The sequence below is a fragment of the Pseudomonas sp. H3_E07 genome (genome assembly GCF_054668895.1).
Map to the genome: position 1 here is coordinate 4763366 of NZ_CP162795.1, position 20262 is coordinate 4783627.

Here is a 20262-nt window from a genome sequence, read left to right on the forward strand (position 1 = left end):
AGGCAAGCCAGCTCCCACATTTGACTGTATTCACAAATCAAAATGTGGGAGCTGGCTTGCCTGCGATGGCCGCGCCTCGGTCTCCCGGATTCACCCAGGCTGGAGCCCAACCACCCCAGGCTGTTACCATTCCCCCTTGTTTCAATTTTCAGTTTTATCGCCCATTCGAGACCTGCCATGACCACCGTCCGCACGCGCATCGCGCCATCGCCTACTGGGGATCCCCACGTTGGCACTGCTTACATCGCCTTGTTCAACTACTGCTTTGCCAAGCAGCACGGCGGTGAATTCATCCTGCGGATCGAAGACACCGATCAACTGCGTTCCACCCGCGAGTCGGAACAGCAGATTTTCGATGCCCTGCGCTGGTTGGGCATTACCTGGGCCGAAGGCCCGGACGTCGGCGGCCCGCACGGCCCGTATCGCCAGAGCGAGCGCAGCGACATCTACAAGCAGTACACCCAGCAATTGGTCGACATGGGCCATGCCTTCCCGTGTTTCTGCACCGCCGAAGAACTCGACCAGATGCGCGCCGAGCAACAGGCCCGTGGCGAAACCCCGCGCTACGATGGCCGCGCGTTGCTGCTGTCGAAGGAAGAAGTGGCCCGTCGCCTGGCCGCTGGCGAACCCCATGTGATCCGCATGAAAGTGCCAAGCGAAGGCGTGTGCGTGGTGCCGGACATGCTGCGCGGTGACGTCGAAATCCCGTGGGACCGCATGGACATGCAGGTGCTGATGAAGACCGACGGCCTGCCGACGTACTTTTTGGCCAACGTGGTCGACGACCATCTGATGGGCATCACCCACGTGCTGCGCGGTGAAGAGTGGCTGCCGTCGGCGCCGAAACTGATCCTGCTCTACGAGTACTTCGGCTGGGAACAACCGCAGCTGTGCTACATGCCGCTGCTGCGTAACCCGGACAAGAGCAAGCTGTCCAAGCGCAAGAACCCGACCTCGGTGACTTTCTACGAGCGCATGGGCTTCATGCCGGAAGCGATGCTCAACTACCTGGGCCGCATGGGCTGGTCGATGCCGGACGAGCGCGAGAAGTTCTCGCTGCAGGAAATGGTCGACAACTTCGACCTGTCCCGAGTGTCCTTGGGTGGGCCGATCTTCGACATCGAGAAGTTGTCGTGGCTCAACGGCCAATGGCTGCGTGACCTGCCGGTGGATGAATTCGCCAGCCGCGTGCAGCAGTGGGCGCTGAACCCTGAGTACATGATGAAGATTGCGCCACTGGTGCAGGGCAGGGTGGAGACGTTCAGCCAGGTCGCACCGTTGGCCAGCTTCTTCTTTGCCGGGGGCGTTAGTCCGGATCCCAAGCTGTTCGAGTCCAAGAAACTCTCGGGCGATCAGGTTCGTCAGTTGATGCAATTGATCCTGTGGAAGCTGGAAAGCCTGCGCCAGTGGGAGAAGGATGCGATCACCGCGACGATCCAGGCGGTGGTGGAGTCTCTGGAATTGAAGCTGCGCGATGCCATGCCGCTGATGTTTGCCGCGATCACCGGCCAGGCCAGTTCGGTGTCGGTGCTCGATGCGATGGAAATCCTCGGCCCGGACCTGACCCGTTTCCGTCTGCGCCAAGCCCTTGATTTGCTTGGTGGTGTGTCGAAGAAAGAAAACAAAGAGTGGGAAAAGCTGCTGGGCGCTATCGGCTGAGCATGCGGTTGAAACGGCGAAACCCCGGTTTTCCGGGGTTTCACCGGTAAGTGATTGTTATCCCGGCAAAAAATTTTGGAAATTGTTGAAAATAAATTTGACACACTTCCAAAGCGCCATTAAGATTCGCCCCGTCCTCACCGATGAGGGGCTATAGCTCAGCTGGGAGAGCGCTTGCATGGCATGCAAGAGGTCAACGGTTCGATCCCGTTTAGCTCCACCAATTTACAGGTTCAAGGTCTGGCCACACCGTCCTTGAATCGATCAGGTCTCAGCCCTGATCAGATGTACAGAAGGTTTTGTCCCCTTCGTCTAGTGGCCTAGGACACCGCCCTTTCACGGCGGTAACAGGGGTTCGAGTCCCCTAGGGGACGCCAGTTTCAACAAGCAGCTCGAAAGGTCTGCTGCGTCGCGAGACGAAAAATCCGGGGCTATAGCTCAGCTGGGAGAGCGCTTGCATGGCATGCAAGAGGTCAACGGTTCGATCCCGTTTAGCTCCACCAATTTACAGGTTCAAGGTCTGGCCACACCGTCCTTGAATCGATCAGTTCTCAGCGCTGATCAGTGTACAGAAGGTTTGTGTCCCCTTCGTCTAGTGGCCTAGGACACCGCCCTTTCACGGCGGTAACAGGGGTTCGAGTCCCCTAGGGGACGCCACGATTACCCGCTCTGCGGGATTTTTAAGGGTCATTCAATTATTGAATGGCCCTTTTGTTTGTCTGGCGTTTGGCCAATTCTCTCCTCTTTCCCATTCTTCTCCTCTGACCAACGGTCGCGCGGGTGGCTTGCGGAATATTATTATGGTAATAATATTCAACCCATGAGCATCGGAGGCAATGATGAGCGATAAAAAAGCGCAAACCCGCGAACGCATTTTGCAGGCCGCCAGCGCCGCGTTGATCCAGCGCGGCCCGGCTGAGCCGAGTGTGGGTGAAGTCATGGGCGCGGCGGGGCTGACCGTCGGTGGTTTCTACGCGCACTTCGAAAGCAAGGACGCACTGATGCTGGAGGCCTTCACCCAGTTGCTGGCCAAGCGTCGTGCGTCGATTGATGACATGGACGCCCAGTTGACCGGAGAGGAGCGCAGAAGCCTTGTGGCGGCGTTTTATCTGTCACGCAAACACCGTGACTCAACTGCCCAGGCCTGTCCGATCCCGGCAACTGTCGGCGAGATGAGCCGCCTGCCAGATGAATTCCGCCAAGCGCTGAACGAGCATTGCGAGCTGATGGCCGCGCAACTCGCCGCCAGCCCTGAAGACACCGACAAAGCCCTGGCTGACATGGCGCTGATGATCGGTGGCCTGGCCTTGGCCCGCGCCTTGGGGCCCGGTGAGTTGTCTGACCGTGTGCTGCGCGCCGCCAAGTCGGCCGTGCGCTAGAAGAGGGTTGTCATGATGGGCACATTAACCTGGATTCGTCGCTTCAACGGCACCCTGGGGCACCTGGCGCCGCAAACGGTGGCCGGCAAGATGCGCCGCGCCTTCATGACACCCCGCGACCTGCCGCCGCGTGACTGGGAGCTGCCGCTGCTGGCGCAATCGGAGCGCATCACCTTGCGTTTCGGTTTGTCCGCCTTGCGTTGGGGCCAGGGGCCCGCAGTATTGTTGATGCACGGTTGGGAAGGGCGGCCCACTCAATTCGCCAGCCTGATCACGGCGTTGGTCGATAACGGTTATTCAGTGATTGCGCTCGACGGCCCTGCCCATGGTCGTTCGCCAGGGCGTGAAGCCCATGTGCTGCTGTTCGCCCGTGCCATGCTCGAAGCCGCTGCCGAGTTGCCGCCGCTGCACGCGGTGATCGGCCATTCCATGGGCGGCGCCAGTGCGATGTTGGCGGTGCAGTTGGGCTTGCGTACCGAGGCGCTGGTCAGCATCGCTGCACCGTCACGCTTTCTGGATGTGCTGCGTGGCTTCACCAAGATGGTAGGTTTGCCGGCGCGGGCACGCTCAGCCTTCATCCATGAGGTCGAAATGACCTTCGGCATGCCGCTCAAGCATTTGGATGTGGCCCACTACCAGATGAACATTCCTGGCCTGATCGTGCACGCCGAAGACGATACCTTCGTCCCGGTCAAAGCCTCCCAAGCCATTCACGAAGCCTGGTTTGACAGCCGTCTGCTGCGCCTGGAACAGGGCGGTCACCAGAAAGTACTGGCCGATCCGCGCGTGATCGACGGTGTGCTGGCGCTGCTGGCCGGCCGTCGTTTACAGGAGCGGCAAACTGCCTGATACACTGCCCCGGTTAAGTTAATCGACCGGGAGCAAGGCATGGGCTGGGATTTGGCAACGCCGTTTATCATCGATCTGCAGGTCGCCCCTGAAGACATCGACGGACTGGGGCACGCCAATAACGCGGTGTACGTGTCCTGGCTGGAGCGCTGCGCCTGGCGCCATTCCCAGCGGCTGGGCCTGGACCTGACCGAATATCGCCGCCTGGACCGTGCCATGGCGGTGGTGCGTCATGAGATCGACTACCTCGCCGCAGGCTACGAAGGCGATGAGTTGCAACTGGCCACCTGGATCGTCGACTGGGACCAGCGCCTGAAGATGACCCGGCGCTTTCAACTGGTACGCCCGCGTGACGGCGCGACCCTGCTACGCGCGCACACCACCTTTGTCTGCATCGAGCTGTCCACCGGCAAGCCCAAGCGCATGCCCGCGGAATTTCTCGACGGTTATGGCCCCGCCCTGACAGGGGGTTAACGGTTGCTGTGGGAAACCCAGTAAACTGCGCCACGATTTTTGTTGAGTGTTTTCCATGCAAATTGCTTTGGCGCCCATGGAGGGGTTGGTCGACAACATCCTGCGGGACGTTCTCACCCGTGTCGGCGGTATTGACTGGTGCGTGACCGAGTTCATCCGCGTCAACGACCGCCTGCTCACCCCAGCGTATTTCCACAAACTCGCCCCGGAACTGCTCCACGGTGCCCACACCGCTGCGGGTGTGCCGTTGCGTGTGCAATTGCTCGGCTCCGACCCGGTGTGCCTGGCGGAAAACGCCGCGCTGGCGTGTGAGCTGGGTTCGCAGGTCATCGACCTGAACTTCGGCTGCCCGGCCAAGACCGTCAACAAGTCCCGAGGCGGTGCGGTGCTGCTCAAGGAGCCGGAGCTGCTCAACCAGATCGTCGAACACGTCCGACGCGCAGTGCCGGCCCACATTCCCGTCACCGCGAAAATGCGCCTGGGTTTCGACAGCCCGGATGGCGCTCTGGTCTGCGCCACGGCCCTGGCCGAAGGCGGCGCGGCGCATATCGTGGTGCATGCGCGTACCAAGACCGACGGCTACAAGCCGCCTGCCCATTGGGAATGGATCCCGCGCGTACAGGAGGTGGTCAAGGTCCCGGTGTTCGCCAATGGCGATATCTGGAGTGTTGAAGACTGGAAGCGCTGTCGCGAAGTCAGTGGCGCCGAAGACATCATGCTGGGCCGTGGCCTGGTAGCGCGTCCGGACCTGGCGCGGCAGATCGCTGCGGCGCGGGCAGGGGAGGAGGTGGTCGAGATGACGTGGGCAGAGATGCAGCCGATGCTCCAGGAGTTTTGGACCCAGTCGGTGGCACAACTGACCGAGCGTCAGGCGCCGGGGCGTTTGAAGCAATGGCTGGCGATGCTCACCCGCAATTACCCTGAGGCGGTGGATTTGTTTACGCTGATGCGCAGGGAAACCGACCTGGAGCAGGTCGGGCGTTTGTTGGGTATGCCCAGTCGGCGCGAACAGTCTGTGGCGCTGCAAGATTAGGTTTACATATATAAGTGTTTCATCTGTTGCTGTAAGGGGCGCCGAAAGGTGCCTTTTTTTTGTCTGAAAAATATGTTTGGCATCGCCCTGTGCTGCCTGGGCCTGGCTTGGGTTTTTATTTGTTTTGGGTGGTTGTTGTGGTGTTGCGAGATATATGCAAAGGCGTATGAATGTTTGGCTCAACTGCTACTGAAGTTTAATTTTTTAATGTTCTCGGGTGGTAGGACAGGTACTTGCGCGTGCGCCAATTAACATGGCTTTTGTTTTTTAAATAGCGTTGTTGTTTTCATTAAGTTGCTTTGTTCATGGGGTGTTTCCTGAAGTTTCCACTCTTGGGTGGATGTGAGGCGCGTGCAGTCTGGGTTTTTCTGCGAATGTCCATAGGCAAACGTCTCGGGTGCCCAATTGGTTTCCTTATATAAGCCACGATTATTCGGAACTCATCTCCGTTGCGCCCCACGAATCTTGCGAGTTTGTCGAACTCACCGTTGTTTCACACTTAATGTCAATCATGGTCTCTCTCCTGCCGGTGCGGGGGTGGGCACAGATTCAGGAATAAAAATATGTCTAATGTCTCGGCCAAGCAGTTCATGCCAACGAACACACATTATCCACAGCTTAACCAGACTTCCGTGCACGCTGATAAATCGCTCGAATTGTCGCCGTCTATGGACAGTATGAATAAGTTTCTAAAGGACAGTAGTCCGACACCAAAAGAAAACAATGTGCCGATGAATAAGGAGTCCCTGGAAAAGTTATTTGCCATGTTTGAGTTCGCGGTCAAAGCGATGCGTAGCATGCTCGCGGGCATGGGGGTGTTGCCCCGCCTGCCTAGTGACCTTGATGCCCAGCCCCCGGTGAAGCCTGGTACCGATGGCAAGAACGTTCCGGATATGAAGGCCGAACACAAGGTCGCACCGGGGGTGGATACCAAGAAGACCGTGCTACCTGGCACCGATACCAAGAACGTGCCGGATGGGAAGGTCGAGCATAAGGTCGCACCGGGGGTGGATACCAAGAAGACCGTGCTACCTGGCACCGATACCAAGAACGTGCCGGATGGGAAGGTCGAGCACAAGGTCGCACCGGGGGTGGATGCCAAGAAGACCGTGCTGCCTGGCACCGATGCCAAGAACGTGCCGGATGTGAAGGTCGAGCACAAGGTCGCACCGGGGGCGGATACCAAGAAGACCGTGCTGCCTGGCACCGATGCCAAGACCGTTGTGGATGCGAAGGCGCAGGACAAGGTTGCACCCGAAGCGGATACCAAGGCACGGGTGAAACCGGACCCGGAGGTTAAAGTCATGCCGGATGGTCGTACCCAGGTGAGCATTAGGCCTGACGGCAAACTCGATACTCAGCAGGCAAAGCCTCCTCTCACCCCTGTGGATTATAAAAATAAGCTGTCGTCTGATATCAACGTGACGGTGCAGGTCCAAAACTGTCATTGCCCGCATACAGATGAAAAAGTAGCGCCACAACCCCCGGTGACGCCGAGGCTTGATAAGCAGCCGTCTCCACAACCCCCGGTAATGCCGAAGCCCGACGGACAGCCGTCGCCACAGCCTCCGGTCATTCCGACCCATGTGAATCCCAAGCCTGTTACCCCGACCAACGTGAATCCCAAGCCTGTTACCCCGACCAACGTGAATCCCAAGCCTGTTACCCCGACCAATGTGAATCCAAGGCCGGACATCCCGACCAACGTGAATCCAAAGCCTGATACCCCGATCCATGTGAATCCAAGGCCTGTTACCCCGACCAACGTGAATCCAAAGCCTGATACCCCGGCCCCTGTGAATCCAAAGCCTAATACCCCACCCAATACGGACCTTACATCCCCCGCACCGGATGACTTGGTTGATGATTGCAGCAGCCAATCCCATAAGCGTTTCGACAACCACCGAGCTAACAAGCCTGGCCTCCGTCCACGTTTTTGAGCCCGTTATCTTGACGCGTTGAACATAAATGCTGGTCCTCTGGTCGTTACGGCCAGGGGGCACTCAATGAGACTTAAAACATGTTATCGATAAGCCATAACCGTGTTGTATCGCCAACTATTGAGCCTTGCCGGACACCAGACCATTCAGTTCGTGCATCGCTCCACTCTGTGCCCAGAGAAAACGTTCGTACTGCAACAGCTGTTCCTCGCTCAGAGGTAAAGTCCGATAGTTTCAGTAATAACGCGGACACTTCGGCCTTGCTCAGCATGTTGGGAGAAGTGTTCAAGCAGTTTTTCACTCAATTGCAAAGCCTCTTGCGTGGAGACGTGCGTCCGGTTGAACCGAAAAACAACGATGTACCTGCACCGTCGCCACGCGTACAACCCACTCCCGATACGAGGCTCACCGATAAACAAAACGAACCTATCCCCGAGCTTTCCACTCAGCGTCGAGGTGCAAAGCCCAAAGATATCTTCAGTGGTTTTCGTCAGGGCAGAAATGGTAACTGTGTGACAATCTCCGCTATCAAGGCGGCGATGGCAAAGTTTGGCCAAAGCCCTAAGGATATTTACAAGTCTGTCGAGAAAGGCGTGGATGGATTTAAAGTTGTCATGCGTGACGGCATGACGGTAGAACTCAGCAAGGCGGAGTTGGACAGTGCCATCCGCGGCTCCAACTTTGTTGGAATAAATGATCCTGGCATGCTCAAGGATGCACATTTCCTGTTTGCAGTTTCTGCCAAGCGGGCGCAAATGGAGAACAACGACGGACGGGCAGGCAAAAGTTATGAAGCCGCCATAAGAAGCCTCAACGATGGTGAAGATGAATGGGGCCCTGGGGAGGGGTTCAAACGTCTGGGGCTAAAAGACCATATGAAGCGTGTATCGGTGCGTGAATTCGCTGACAAGTCATTGATTGGCATGGTCAACCGGCGCGGGCACTCAGTGGCTATCGTGGACGGAATTGAAGAGAACTATGGGCGCAAAGGCGGCCGGCCCACAGGCGGCCAAGCCATCGCGTTGATGTGACAACAACGTTTGATCTGATTTTCTTGTCACGAACTCGTCCAACTAATTAATAAAAGAGTTAACGATATGAGTACGTTTGCAATTGGATCTTTCGTGCGTTCTAACCCCATGGCTGCGCAGTTGTCGAGTGCTTCAGGAATATCTCGCACTCCCCCTGTTGATGTGCCGGAGCGTGGCTTCGGTGAGCATTTCAATGCCAGTTCGCACAGCGCCGTCATTAATCTGATGATGCTCACGTTTGGCCCGCGTCCTGCGGATTTTTTCAACGAAGTAAAGGGCAGTAACGATGGGTATGACGTGACCATGAAAGATGGTTACACGCTGCATGTTTCCAAACAGGAGTTGCAGCAGGCGGCGTCCGCGTCGCGTTTTACCGGCCATCACAACGATGCACTGAGCAGTGCCCATTTTGCGTTGGCTGTGTTTATCAAGCGCAAACAATCAGGCAGCGGTAATGCGGCTGATCGGCCTGGTTTTGAGTCGGTCTTGACCCAGTCGTTGCAGGGTGAAACGGCGTTCAACATGCTCAAAGGCATGGGGTTGTCCGGCCATCTCCAATACCGCCCCACTGCAACGGCTATCTCGGAGGGGCTGGCGGGGGTTGCAGACAGCTATGACTCTGGCTCGTCGTTAATTTACGCTGACAAGGCGCATCAGTTTGGTCGGCAACGTTCTCCCGATCGAAGCTATATGTATACGTTGGTGAGCGACAGTGTGCCAACGCCCCGTATTGCCCCTGCCCCCGAAACGCCGACGGTCGTCCCCGAGGTTGAACTGCGCAACAAAAGTGTCCGTCCCGGCGTTGCAGAGGTGTTGCAGGGATTTGCGCCGGTCTCGCGTGGTTTCGGCGAAGTGTTTGATCTGAGCAGCCATGCTGCCGTCATCAAGATGATGATGCTGCGGTTTGGCCGCTCGCCCTCCGACATGTTTGAAACGGTCGAGGCCACGAAAACGGGTTACCGCATCACCATGAAAGATGGGTTTGAAGTGACGCTGTCAGCGCAGGAGTTGCAACGCACGTGTGAAGCCTCACGATTGACCGGCCCTGACGCGCCAATGGGCGCCGATGCCAATTTCATGCTGGCCGCCTTTGCCAAGCGCAAGCAGGTCGAGGGCAATGTTGAGTTTGATGCAGCGCTATCGAGCACCTTGCGTGGGGAGCACACCTATCGCGTGTTGAAAGGCATGGGCCTGATCGGCTTCATACGCATTGTGCCCCCCGATAAATTGCGTGAGCCAGGCAGCGTCGGCGTTATCAGCACCTTTAACTATTCGGGTGCATTGGTCGCGGATGGCATCAAGCATGATAACGGTGGGCAAGCGGCTGTCAGCAAGGATTATGGCTACCAGCTTGCCGCAGACGTACCGGTCGAACCCAACGGTAAGCCTGCGCAGTTCTCGGCGGTGCCCGTCGGCACAAAGCCTGTCGATATCTGGAACGGTTTCTATCAAGGCGTCGAGGGTAACTGTGTCACGGTGTCGGCAATCAAGGCTGCGATGATGAAGTATGGGCAGAACCCTATGGGGATCTTCAAGCATGTCACCGAAACGCCCGAAGGTTTCACCACCATCATGCGTGATGGTTGCACGGTGCGCTTCACTCACGTCGAGTTGCAAAGGGCGCGAGCGGCTGCCAACTTCCATGGCGAGGACAAGGGCCTGGTTGACGATGCGGTATTCCTCTACGCGGCGAGCGCCAAGCGTGCCCAGCTGGAAAATCATGAGTTCCGCGCCAGTGCAAGTTTTGACGCCGCCCTGAAAACGCTGAACGACGGTGAGATTCCGGGCGATGCGTTGCGTCGCCTCGGCTTATACGCCTTTACCCGCTCCAGTAGCGTGCAGGAGCTGGCATCAGGCGTGCCAGGCACCTTGGCGAACTTCGGGCATTCGGTGGTCGTTGTGGAGGGGGTCATTGATGAATATGGCATCAAGCGCGAGTTGCAAGGTTCGGACTGGATGCAAAAGGAAGGTCACGCCTTGAAACTGGTTTAACCACGGCCTTCTCCCGCGAGTAAACGCTCGCGGAATCCGATCATGGGCAGCGGTCGGCTATGCAAATACCCTTGGTACAAATGGCAGCCCAGGCCCTGCAGGAAGGCCAGTTGGTCCTGGGTTTCCACCCCTTCGGCAATCACCTCCAGGTTCAGGCTGCGGGCCATGGCGACAATGGCGCGGATGATCTCGGCATCGTTGGGGTCATGGGTGGCGTCACGCACAAAAGACTGGTCAATCTTCAGTGCATCCACCGGCAGGCGTTTGAGGTAAGTGAGCGATGAATAGCCGGTGCCGAAGTCATCCATCGCAAAGCTCACGCCGAGTTTTTTCAGGCGACGCATTTTGCTGATGGTGTCGTCCAGGTTCTGGATCACGATGCCTTCGGTAATTTCCAGTTTCAACAGGCTGAACGGCAATTTGTGCTGCTTGAGACTGCGCTCCACTCGCTCCACGAAGTCGTTCTGGCGGAACTGCCGAGGGCTGATGTTCACGCACAGACTGAAATTCAGCGGGTCGACCAGGCCTTCCGCAATCAGTTGTTGGAAGGCCGCACAGGCTTCATCCAGGATCCAGGTGCCGACTTCAAGAATGAGGCCGCTGTCCTCCAGCACCTTGATGAATTCGGAGGGTGACTGCGCGCCCAACTGCGGATGCTGCCAGCGCACCAGAGCCTCGGCGCCGACGATGCGGTTGCCGCGCGCATCCACTTGCGGTTGGTAATGCACGCTGAATTCACCGCGCGACAGGGCCAGGCGCAGGTCGGTCTCCATGCGCAGGCGTTCGCTGGCGGTTTTTTGCATGCTGTTGTGGAACATCTGGGTGGTATTGCGTCCTGAATCCTTGGCGCGGTACAGGGCGATATCGGCACGCTTGAGCAGGTCCGCCGGCGTGGAGCCGTGATCGGGAATCAATGCCACGCCAATGCTCGGTGTGACCTGTAAACGATGGCCGTCCAGAAACATCGGCTCGGAAAGCAGCTCACGCAACGTGTCGGCCAGCTCCTGTACCTGGTTGCTGACCTCCGTGCGCGTGCCATCCAGGCCGCTGAGCAACACCACGAACTCATCGCCACCCAGGCGCGCCACGGTGTCTTCCATGCGCACGCTGGCTTCCAGGCGGGCAGTGACGATCTTCAGCACGGTATCGCCCACCGGATGGCCCAGGGAATCGTTGATGTGCTTGAAGTGGTCGAGGTCGAGGAACAACAGTGCGCCGCGCAGGTTATGCCGCTTGAGCAGGGCGATCTGCTGGCTCAGGCGGTCCATCAGCAGGGCGCGGTTGGGCAGGTTGGTCAGTGGGTCGTGGTAGGCGAGGTGGCGGATCTGTGCCTGGGCGTTTTTCAGCAGGCTCACGTCTCGTGCGGTCAGCAGCAGGCACGGGGTTTCGTTCAAGGTGATGGGCTCTACCGAGACTTCCACTGCCAGTAACTCACCGCGCTTGTTGTGCCAGAGCATTTCCAAGTAATTGATACGGCCCTTGATCTGCAATTCGGCCAGTAGCGCGGCGCGTTGGTTCTCGTCGGCCCAGATGCCGATCTGGTAAAGGGTCAGGCCGATGGCCTCCTCGGCGCGATAGCCGGTCAGGCGGCAGAAGCCGTCGTTGACCTCCACATAACGGCCGGTGTCGCGCTCGGTGATGGAGATGGCATCGGGGCTGGAATGGAAGGCTTTGGCGAACTTCTCTTCGCTGGCCTTGAGCGCCGCTTCCGAGCGTTGCTGCTGAGTGATGTCGCGCAAGGTGGTGACGATACACGGCTGGTCGCCCACTTTGATCAGTCGGCTGGAAATCACGCAGGTCAGCGCCTGACCGTTCTTGTGATGCGCCACGATCGCCACATTGCTCAACGCCTGCTCGCGGATCACCCGCTCGATCCGTTGCAGACGCTTGCTGGATTCGTCCCACAGGCCGATCTGTTCGGCGCTCTTGTCGATGACTTCGGCGGCCGTCCAGCCAAACGTCTGGGTAAACGCGGGGTTGATCTCGATAAACGTGCCGCCGTCCAGACAGGTGACGCAGATCGGGTCGGGGCTGACCTGGAACAGGCTGGCGAATTTTTCCTCGGAGGCGGTCAGGCGCTGTTCGCGTTCCACCTGGTCAGTGATATCCAGCAAGGTGCCGGCCATGCGCAGCGGTGCGCCCTGTTCGTCACGGTACAGGCGCGCGCGGCTTTCGAGGTAGCGCGAACTGCCGTCTTCCATCGGCACGCGGTAAGTCAGTTGATAGTTGCCGGCTGGGCCTTCGCGCAGGGTCCGATAGGCGTTGCGCATGCTTTCGCGCTCGTCATCGGGCATGCCTTCGAAGAAGGCGTCGAACGACTCATGGAAGGGTTCCGGCGGCAGCCCGTGCAATTGGGCGGCGCGGGCCGAGCCATAGAGCATGCCGGTGGGGATGTGCCAGTCCCAGGTACCCAGTTGCGCCGAATCCAGGGCCAGGTCGAGGCGCTCCTGGCTGTCCTTGAGGGCCTGCTCGGCGTTTTTGCGCTCGGTGGTGTCGAGAAAGGTGCTGATCAGGTAGGCCTCGCCCTCCAGCTCGACCTTCTGTGCACTGAGGGTACCATCGTGGATTTGGCCATTACTGGCGCAAAACTGCACCTCCATGGTGATCGGCTCGCCCTTGCGCTGGGTGGCTTTTACCAGCTGCGCGCGTTGCTCCGGGTGGCGCCACAGGCCGAGGTCCAGGGTGGTGCGGCCGATGGCGTCGGCGAGCGGCCAGCCGAACAGCATTTCAAAATACTGGTTGGCTTCGCTGATCAGGCCGTCGGCCTGGCGGGTCAGCAGGACCATGTTCGGGCACAGGTGGAACAGCGTGGCGAAGCGTTTCTCGGAGTGGCTGAGGGCGTTTTCGCGGTCGCGCTGGTGGGTGATTTCGCGGATCACCCCGATCATGCGGCGCCGTCCGGCCTTGTCCGGCGCCAGGCTGCCGTTGATTTCCAGCCAGTGCAGGCTGCCATCTGGCCATTGGATATGGTGATGCATGGCCTGTTCGAACGGCTCGCCCGCCAGCACCGCATGGAATGCTCGCACTACGCGGGCGCTGTCTTCGGGGGCCAGCAGGTCCAGGTAGTCCAGGTCGTTGGGCAGCGGCTGGCGTGGGTCAAAGCCAAACAGTGCCTGGGTGCCCCGTGACCAGCTGATACGTCCGCTGTCGATTTCCCAACACCAAGCCCCTAGCCGGGCAGCATTGAGCGCTGCCAGCAATTGCGGGGCGCTGTCCCAGCTTTGTTCCGCCGCTTGGGGATCCAGGGCGTAGATGCGGGGCAGGGGTGGCACGGAATCGACGGGGTTGCGCATTATCAAAGGGCCTTGGCTCAATGGGCGTTCAGCGCGGTTCTGTTCAGACCTTGAGGCCGCACGGCTTCATGCCGGTATCCCTGGCAGATCGACCTGTGCATCCAATAGGCTCATGAAAGCCCGCGCAGCGTTCGACAGCGTCCTTTCGGTGTGCACGATATAGCCTAGCTGGCGACTGAGCTGTATGCCCGGTAAAGCGATACTTGCCACCTGATCATCGAGCATGGTGCGTGGCAGCACGCTCCAGGCCAGGCCGATGGACACCATCATCTTGATAGTTTCCAGATAGTTAGTGCTCATCGCGATGTTCGGGGTGAGGCCCTGGGCCTCGAACAGGCGGCTGACGATATGGTGGGTAAAGGTATTACCTCCAGGGAAAACCGCCGGGTGGCCGGCAATATCGGCCAGGCTGACGCTGCCGTTGCTGATCAGGCTGTGTTCCGGCGCCACCACGAAATCCAGCGGGTCATCCCAGACCGGGGTGGCGCGTACCAGGTTGTGAGGATCGGGCGCCAGGGTAATCACCGCCACTTCGGCGCGGCCATGGAGGATTTCTTCGTAGGCCACTTCCGAATCGAGGAACTGAATATCCAGCGCCACATTCGGGTATTCCCGGGTAAAAGTACGTAGCACCGGCGGCAAGCGATGCAGGCCGATGTGGTGACTGGTGGCCAGGGTCAGCCGGCCGCTGACTTCGCCGGTGAGGTTGGTGAGTGCGCGGCGGGTGTCGTCCAGCACGTTGAGGATCTGATAGGCGCGCGGCAGCAAGGCCCGTCCGGCTTCGGTCAAGCCGACTTCACGGCCCAGGCGATCGAACAGGCGCACCTTTAATTGTTGCTCCAGACCGGCGATGCGTTTGCTGATGGCCGGTTGGGTCAGGTGCAGGCGCTCGCCGGCGCCGGAGAAGCTGCCAGTCTCGGCGATGGCAATGAAGGCATTGAGGTTGGCCAGATCCATGGATGTATTCCAGTTGGTAATCCAAAGCATAAAAAATATGAATTTGAGTTATTTAATGTAGCGCCATACCATCAGCCTCACAAGCCAAAGGGTTATTGAAAAGCCCGGCATAAAGAAATACCGCTGATGAGGACCGACTGATGGCCGGCAAAACGCTTTACGACAAGCTTTGGGATTCCCATGAAGTGAAACGGCGCGACGATGGTTCGTCGCTGATCTATATCGACCGTCACATCATCCATGAAGTGACCTCGCCCCAAGCGTTCGAAGGCCTGCGTCTGGCCGGGCGCAAGCCTTGGCGCGTCGACTCCATCATCGCCACCCCCGACCACAACGTGCCGACCACTCCCGAGCGCAAAGGTGGCATCGACGCGATTGCCGACCAGGTTTCGCGTTTGCAGGTTCAGACCCTCGACGATTACTGCGACGAATATGGCATTACCGAATTCAAGATGAATGACGTGCGTCAAGGCATCGTGCACGTGATCGGCCCGGAGCAGGGCGCCACCTTGCCGGGCATGACCGTGGTGTGCGGTGATTCCCACACCTCCACCCACGGTGCATTCGGCGCCTTGGCCCACGGCATCGGCACCTCCGAGGTGGAACATGTGTTCGCCACCCAGTGCCTGGTCGCCAAGAAAATGAAGAACATGCTGGTCAAGGTCGAAGGCACATTGCCATTTGGCGTGACTGCCAAGGACATCGTCCTTGCGGTGATCGGCAAGATCGGCACCGCTGGCGGTAACGGCCATGCCATCGAGTTCGCCGGCAGTGCGATTCGCGACCTGTCTATCGAAGGCCGCATGACCATCTGCAACATGTCCATTGAAGCCGGTGCCCGCGTCGGCATGGTCGCGGCGGACGAAAAAACCGTCGAATACGTCAAGGGTCGCCCATTTGCTCCGCAAGGTGCGGATTGGGACGCCGCTGTTGAAGCCTGGAAGGACCTGGTCTCCGACGCCGACGCGGTGTTCGACACCGTGGTCGAGCTCGACGCTGCCCAGATCAAGCCACAAGTCAGCTGGGGCACTTCGCCGGAAATGGTCCTGGCCGTCGACCAGAACGTGCCGGACCCGGCTAAAGAAACCGACCTGGTCAAGCGCGGCTCCATCGAGCGCGCCTTGAAGTACATGGGCTTGCAGGCCAACCAAGCGATCACCGACATCCAGTTGGACCGCGTGTTCATCGGGTCCTGCACCAACTCGCGGATCGAAGACCTGCGCGCTGCGGCGGTGATCGCCAAGGGCCGCAAAGTGGCGTCGACCATCAAACAAGCCATCGTGGTGCCGGGTTCGGGCCTGGTCAAAGCGCAAGCCGAAGCCGAAGGCCTGGACAAGATCTTTCTTGAAGCCGGTTTTGAATGGCGTGAGCCAGGCTGCTCGATGTGCCTGGCGATGAACCCGGACCGTTTGGAATCGGGCGAGCATTGCGCCTCCACCTCCAACCGTAACTTCGAAGGGCGTCAGGGCGCCGGTGGGCGTACCCACTTGGTCAGCCCGGCCATGGCTGCTGCGGCTGCCGTCAACGGTCGTTTCATCGACGTTCGCGAATTGATCTGAGGAATACCCGATGCGTGCTTTTACCCAACACACCGGCCTTGTCGCCCCATTGGACCGTGCCAACGTCGACACCGACCAGATCATCCCCAAGCAGTTCTTGAAGTCGATCAAGCGCACCGGTTTTGGCCCGAACCTGTTCGACGAGTGGCGTTACCTGGACGTGGGCTACGCCTACCAGGACAACTCCAAGCGCCCGCTGAACAAGGACTTCGTGCTCAACGCCGAGCGTTACCAAGGCGCCAGCGTACTGCTGGCCCGGGAAAACTTCGGTTGCGGCTCCAGCCGTGAACACGCGCCGTGGGCCCTGGAAGAATATGGCTTTCGCAGCATCATCGCGCCGAGCTATGCCGACATCTTCTTCAACAACAGCTTCAAGAACGGCCTGTTGCCGATCATCCTGACCGACGAAGAAGTCGACGAGCTGTTCAAGCAGGTGGAGGCCGAAGAGGGCTACCAACTGACCGTCGACCTGGCTGCGCAAACCGTGACCCGTCCGGATGGCAAGGTGTATCACTTTGAAGTCGATGCGTTCCGTAAGCACTGCCTGATCAACGGCTTGGACGACATCGGCCTGACCTTGCAGGACGGCGATGCGATTGCAGCGTTTGAAGCCAAGCACCGGGCGAGCCAGCCTTGGTTGTTTCGCGATGCTTGATTTTATATAAGCCGGACAGGTCCCTTCGCGAGCAAGTCGAATCGTCGCACCGCCGCTCCCACTTTTGATTGCATTTCAACTGAAGAAACTCGGTCAAATGTGGGAGCGGGCTTGCTCGCGAAGGCGGCAGCAAAAACAACACACGTCCCAAGGAAAGCCACCATGACCACCACCGCCCACACCCACGTCGTGCAAAAACAATTCGGCGAACAGGCGTCTGCCTACCTGAGCAGTGCCGTGCACGCCCAAGGCACCGAATTCGCGCTGCTCCAGGCCGAACTGGCCGGGCAGGGCGCTGCACGGCTGCTGGATCTGGGCTGCGGTGCCGGTCATGTGAGTTTCCATGTGGCGCCGCTGGTCAAGGACGTGGTGGCGTATGACCTGTCCCAGCAGATGCTCGACGTGGTTGCAGCCGCTGCCAGGGATCGTGGCCTGGGCAACATCACCACCGTGCACGGCGCTGCCGAACGTCTGCCGTTCGTCGATGGCGAGTTCGATTTCGTGTTCAGCCGTTATTCGGCTCACCACTGGAGCGACCTCGGCCTGGCCCTGCGCGAAGTGCGCCGCGTACTCAAGCCGGGCGGCGTGGCGGCGTTCGTCGACGTCTTGTCACCGGGCAGCCCGCTGTTGGACACTTACCTGCAAACCGTCGAAGTGCTGCGCGACACCAGCCACGTGCGCGATTATTCCGCCGCGGAGTGGATGCAACAGCTCAGCGAGTCCGGTCTGCACGTGCGCACGAGCAGCCGCCAACGCTTGCGCCTGGAATACACCTCCTGGGTCGAGCGCATGCGCACGCCAGAGGTATTGCGCGCTGCAATCCTTGAGCTGCAGAAGGCCATGGGCCAGGAAGTGCGCGATTATTACGAAATTCAGGCCGACGGCACCTTCAGCACCGACGTACTGGTGGTCTTCGCCGAACGCTGATCGATTTTTCCCGACCTGCCCACGGGCGGGTCGCTTGATGAAATGAGGAACGCATGAGCAAGCAGATTCTGATTCTCCCTGGCGACGGTATTGGTCCGGAAATCATGGCCGAAGCGGTCAAGGTGCTGGAACTGGCCAACTCCAAGTACAGCCTGGGCTTCGAGCTGAGCCACGACGTAATCGGCGGCGCGGCCATCGACAAGCACGGCGTGCCCCTGGCCGATGAAACCCTGGACCGTGCCCGTGCGGCCGATGCCGTGCTGCTCGGCGCCGTGGGTGGCCCGAAATGGGACAAGATCGAACGTGACATCCGTCCTGAGCGCGGCCTGCTGAAAATTCGCGCCCAACTGGGCCTGTTCGGCAACCTGCGTCCGGCGATCCTCTACCCGCAACTGGCTGACGCGTCGAGCCTCAAGCCGGAAGTGGTCGCGGGCCTGGATATCCTCATCGTGCGTGAGCTGACCGGCGGCATCTACTTCGGCTCGCCACGCGGTGTGCGTGAGTTGGAAAATGGCGAGCGCCAGGCCTACGACACCCTGCCGTACAGCGAGAGCGAAATCCGCCGTATCGCCCGTGTCGGTTTTGACATGGCCCGCGTGCGCGGCAAGAAAGTCTGTTCGGTGGACAAGGCTAACGTCCTGGCCTCCAGCCAACTGTGGCGCGAAATCGTCGAGGAAGTGGCCAGGGACTATCCGGATGTCGAGCTGAGCCACATGTACGTCGACAACGCTGCGATGCAACTGGTGCGCGCACCCAAGCAGTTCGACGTGATCGTCACCGACAACCTGTTCGGCGACATCCTGTCCGACCAGGCGTCGATGCTCACCGGTTCCATCGGCATGCTGCCGTCGGCGTCCCTGGACACCAATAACAAGGGCATGTACGAGCCTTGCCACGGTTCGGCGCCGGACATCGCGGGCCAGGGCATTGCCAACCCGCTGGCGACGATTTTGTCGGTCTCGATGATGCTGCGTTACAGCTTCAACCTGAGCGACGCAGCCGACGCGATCGAGAAAGCTGTGAGCCTGGTGCTGGATCAGGGTTTGCGCACCGGCGACATCTGGTCGCAGGGTTGCACCAAGGTCGGTACGCAAGAAATGGGCGACGCAGTAGTCGCCGCGCTGCGGAATCTGTAATCTCTCGGGCCCGCTTGCAGTTCTTGCTGCAAGGCGGCCCACTTTTTAACAAGGTGTAGTTGCGATGAAACGTGTAGGTCTGATCGGTTGGCGCGGTATGGTCGGTTCCGTGCTCATGCAGCGGATGCTGGAAGAGCAGGATTTCGATCTTATTGAGCCGGTGTTTTTCACCACTTCGAACGTGGGTGGCCAAGGGCCGTCCGTGGGCAAGGACATTGCCCCGCTCAAGGACGCCTACAACATTGAAGAGCTGAAAACCCTCGACGTGATTCTGACCTGTCAGGGTGGCGACTACACCAGCGAAGTCTTCCCCAAGCTGCGTGAAGCCGGTTGGCAGGGTTACTGGATCGACGCCGCGTCGAGCCTGCGCATGCAGGACGATGCCGTCATCATCCTAGACCCGGTGAACCGCAAGGTCATCGACCAGCAGCTGGACGCGGGCACCAAGAACTATGTCGGCGGCAACTGCACCGTCAGCCTGATGCTGATGGGCCTGGGTGGCCTTTTCGAAGCGGGCCTGGTCGAGTGGATGAGCGCCATGACCTATCAGGCGGCCTCCGGTGCCGGCGCGCAGAACATGCGTGAACTGATCAAGCAGATGGGCGCGACCCACGCGGCTGTGGCCGATCAACTGGCTGACCCGGCCAGCGCGATCCTCGACATCGACCGCCGTGTGGCCGAGGCCATGCGCAGCGAGGCCTACCCGACCGAGAACTTCGGCGTGCCTTTGGCCGGCAGCCTGATCCCCTGGATTGACAAGGAACTGCCGAACGGCCAGAGCCGTGAAGAATGGAAGGCCCAGGCCGAGACCAACAAGATCCTCGGTCGCTTCAAGAGCCCGATCCCGGTGGACGGCATCTGCGTGCGTATCGGCGCGATGCGCTGCCACAGCCAGGCGCTGACCATCAAACTGAACAAAGACGTGCCGATCGCCGATATCGAAGCGTTGATCAGCCAGCACAACCCTTGGGTCAAGCTGGTGCCGAACAACCGCGACATCAGCATGCAGGAGCTGAGCCCGACCAAGGTCACCGGCACCCTGAATGTACCGGTGGGCCGCTTGCGCAAGCTGAACATGGGCACCCAGTACCTGGGCGCGTTCACCGTGGGCGACCAACTGCTGTGGGGCGCGGCCGAACCACTGCGTCGCATGCTGCGGATTCTGCTGGAGCGTTGATGGCGTAAGGCAAGATGAGAAACCCGCGTTCTGGTGACAGGCGCGGGTTTTTTATTGTTCTTTCGGGCGCTATCGCAGGCAAGCCAGCTCCCACATTTGATTGCATTTCAACTGACGAAACTCGGTCGAATGTGGGGGCGGGCTTGCTCGCGAAGAGGCCATCAGCCACACCACAAAAGCTGGGTTAATTGCCTCACCCCC

Annotated in this window: 15 protein-coding genes and 4 tRNA genes; 17 read left to right on the forward strand and 2 right to left on the reverse strand. The window is 59.4% G+C overall.

What is annotated here, in order from left to right; all coding sequences use genetic code 11:
• Window positions 1-177: 177 nt before the first annotated feature.
• The 12 genes from gltX (at window position 178) to AB4O08_RS21925 (ending at window position 10357) form a co-directional block, all read left to right on the forward strand.
• Window positions 178-1659: a glutamate--tRNA ligase gene (gene gltX, locus AB4O08_RS21870; RefSeq protein WP_010209049.1), complete on the forward strand. Its 1482-nt coding sequence runs from the start codon at window positions 178-180 to the stop codon at window positions 1657-1659.
• A gap of 147 nt (window positions 1660-1806) precedes the next feature.
• Window positions 1807-1882: transfer RNA gene (locus AB4O08_RS21875), tRNA-Ala, on the forward strand.
• 78 nt (window positions 1883-1960) lie between these two features.
• Window positions 1961-2036 (forward strand) — tRNA-Glu (locus AB4O08_RS21880).
• 50 nt (window positions 2037-2086) lie between these two features.
• Window positions 2087-2162 (forward strand) — tRNA-Ala (locus AB4O08_RS21885).
• Window positions 2163-2240: 78 nt separating this feature from the next.
• Window positions 2241-2316: transfer RNA gene (locus AB4O08_RS21890), tRNA-Glu, on the forward strand.
• A 182-nt stretch (window positions 2317-2498) separates the two neighbouring features.
• The gene (locus AB4O08_RS21895; protein ID WP_010209050.1) at window positions 2499-3038 is read left to right on the forward strand and encodes a TetR/AcrR family transcriptional regulator; all 540 of its coding nucleotides are present in this window, start codon (window positions 2499-2501) and stop codon (window positions 3036-3038) included.
• Window positions 3039-3053: 15 nt separating this feature from the next.
• Window positions 3054-3887 (forward strand): alpha/beta hydrolase, encoded by an 834-nt coding sequence (locus tag AB4O08_RS21900; RefSeq protein ID WP_010209051.1) that lies wholly within the window; start codon window positions 3054-3056, stop codon window positions 3885-3887.
• Between the two features lie 39 nt (window positions 3888-3926).
• Window positions 3927-4361, forward strand: a complete 435-nt coding sequence (locus AB4O08_RS21905) for an acyl-CoA thioesterase (RefSeq protein ID WP_042571801.1) — start codon at window positions 3927-3929, stop codon at window positions 4359-4361.
• A gap of 55 nt (window positions 4362-4416) precedes the next feature.
• Complete coding sequence (locus AB4O08_RS21910) at window positions 4417-5394, forward strand: tRNA dihydrouridine synthase (RefSeq protein ID WP_021492566.1); 978 nt, start codon at window positions 4417-4419, stop codon at window positions 5392-5394.
• A 563-nt stretch (window positions 5395-5957) separates the two neighbouring features.
• Window positions 5958-7334, forward strand: coding sequence for a hypothetical protein (locus AB4O08_RS21915; protein WP_460114344.1), 1377 nt, complete (start codon window positions 5958-5960; stop codon window positions 7332-7334).
• Between the two features lie 269 nt (window positions 7335-7603).
• On the forward strand, window positions 7604-8365 hold the full coding sequence (locus AB4O08_RS21920; RefSeq protein WP_305375777.1) for a hypothetical protein: 762 nt from the start codon (window positions 7604-7606) through the stop codon (window positions 8363-8365).
• A gap of 66 nt (window positions 8366-8431) precedes the next feature.
• Window positions 8432-10357 (forward strand): hypothetical protein, encoded by a 1926-nt coding sequence (locus AB4O08_RS21925; RefSeq protein WP_460114345.1) that lies wholly within the window; start codon window positions 8432-8434, stop codon window positions 10355-10357.
• Here AB4O08_RS21925 and AB4O08_RS21930 read toward each other — a convergent pair.
• On the reverse strand, window positions 10354-13650 hold the full coding sequence (locus AB4O08_RS21930) for an EAL domain-containing protein (RefSeq protein WP_010209058.1): 3297 nt from the start codon (window positions 13648-13650) through the stop codon (window positions 10354-10356). The two genes, AB4O08_RS21925 and AB4O08_RS21930, sit on opposite strands and share 4 nt — an antisense overlap.
• 66 nt (window positions 13651-13716) lie before the next feature.
• Window positions 13717-14607, reverse strand: a complete 891-nt coding sequence (locus AB4O08_RS21935; RefSeq protein WP_021491201.1) for a LysR family transcriptional regulator — start codon at window positions 14605-14607, stop codon at window positions 13717-13719.
• A 140-nt stretch (window positions 14608-14747) separates the two neighbouring features.
• Between AB4O08_RS21935 and leuC the strand changes: the two genes are divergently transcribed.
• From leuC to asd, 5 genes are all read left to right on the forward strand, one after another.
• On the forward strand, window positions 14748-16166 hold the full coding sequence (gene leuC / locus AB4O08_RS21940; RefSeq protein ID WP_010209060.1) for a 3-isopropylmalate dehydratase large subunit: 1419 nt from the start codon (window positions 14748-14750) through the stop codon (window positions 16164-16166).
• A gap of 10 nt (window positions 16167-16176) precedes the next feature.
• Window positions 16177-16821 (forward strand): 3-isopropylmalate dehydratase small subunit, encoded by a 645-nt coding sequence (gene leuD / locus AB4O08_RS21945; RefSeq protein WP_010209061.1) that lies wholly within the window; start codon window positions 16177-16179, stop codon window positions 16819-16821.
• Window positions 16822-16983: 162 nt separating this feature from the next.
• Window positions 16984-17748: a class I SAM-dependent methyltransferase gene (locus AB4O08_RS21950; protein WP_305469293.1), complete on the forward strand. Its 765-nt coding sequence runs from the start codon at window positions 16984-16986 to the stop codon at window positions 17746-17748.
• Between the two features lie 53 nt (window positions 17749-17801).
• Window positions 17802-18884: a 3-isopropylmalate dehydrogenase gene (gene leuB, locus AB4O08_RS21955; protein WP_187517141.1), complete on the forward strand. Its 1083-nt coding sequence runs from the start codon at window positions 17802-17804 to the stop codon at window positions 18882-18884.
• Between the two features lie 64 nt (window positions 18885-18948).
• Complete coding sequence (asd, locus tag AB4O08_RS21960; protein WP_021491198.1) at window positions 18949-20061, forward strand: aspartate-semialdehyde dehydrogenase; 1113 nt, start codon at window positions 18949-18951, stop codon at window positions 20059-20061.
• Window positions 20062-20262 lie beyond the last annotated feature (201 nt).

What these genes read in the sequence shown, in the direction of transcription:
- AB4O08_RS21895 (WP_010209050.1), top strand. Translation starts at nt 2,499, where the DNA reads ATGAGCGATAAAAAAGCGCAAACCCGCGAACGCATTTTGCAGGCCGCC.
- asd (WP_021491198.1), top strand. Translation starts at nt 18,949, where the DNA reads ATGAAACGTGTAGGTCTGATCGGTTGGCGCGGTATGGTCGGTTCCGTG.
- leuD (WP_010209061.1), top strand. Translation starts at nt 16,177, where the DNA reads ATGCGTGCTTTTACCCAACACACCGGCCTTGTCGCCCCATTGGACCGT.
- leuB (WP_187517141.1), top strand. Translation starts at nt 17,802, where the DNA reads ATGAGCAAGCAGATTCTGATTCTCCCTGGCGACGGTATTGGTCCGGAA.
- AB4O08_RS21900 (WP_010209051.1), top strand. Translation starts at nt 3,054, where the DNA reads ATGGGCACATTAACCTGGATTCGTCGCTTCAACGGCACCCTGGGGCAC.
- gltX (WP_010209049.1), top strand. Translation starts at nt 178, where the DNA reads ATGACCACCGTCCGCACGCGCATCGCGCCATCGCCTACTGGGGATCCC.
- AB4O08_RS21930 (WP_010209058.1), bottom strand. Translation starts at nt 13,650, where the DNA reads ATGCGCAACCCCGTCGATTCCGTGCCACCCCTGCCCCGCATCTACGCC.
- AB4O08_RS21905 (WP_042571801.1), top strand. Translation starts at nt 3,927, where the DNA reads ATGGGCTGGGATTTGGCAACGCCGTTTATCATCGATCTGCAGGTCGCC.
- AB4O08_RS21910 (WP_021492566.1), top strand. Translation starts at nt 4,417, where the DNA reads ATGCAAATTGCTTTGGCGCCCATGGAGGGGTTGGTCGACAACATCCTG.
- AB4O08_RS21950 (WP_305469293.1), top strand. Translation starts at nt 16,984, where the DNA reads ATGACCACCACCGCCCACACCCACGTCGTGCAAAAACAATTCGGCGAA.
- AB4O08_RS21915 (WP_460114344.1), top strand. Translation starts at nt 5,958, where the DNA reads ATGTCTAATGTCTCGGCCAAGCAGTTCATGCCAACGAACACACATTAT.
- AB4O08_RS21925 (WP_460114345.1), top strand. Translation starts at nt 8,432, where the DNA reads ATGAGTACGTTTGCAATTGGATCTTTCGTGCGTTCTAACCCCATGGCT.
- AB4O08_RS21935 (WP_021491201.1), bottom strand. Translation starts at nt 14,607, where the DNA reads ATGGATCTGGCCAACCTCAATGCCTTCATTGCCATCGCCGAGACTGGC.
- AB4O08_RS21920 (WP_305375777.1), top strand. Translation starts at nt 7,604, where the DNA reads ATGTTGGGAGAAGTGTTCAAGCAGTTTTTCACTCAATTGCAAAGCCTC.
- leuC (WP_010209060.1), top strand. Translation starts at nt 14,748, where the DNA reads ATGGCCGGCAAAACGCTTTACGACAAGCTTTGGGATTCCCATGAAGTG.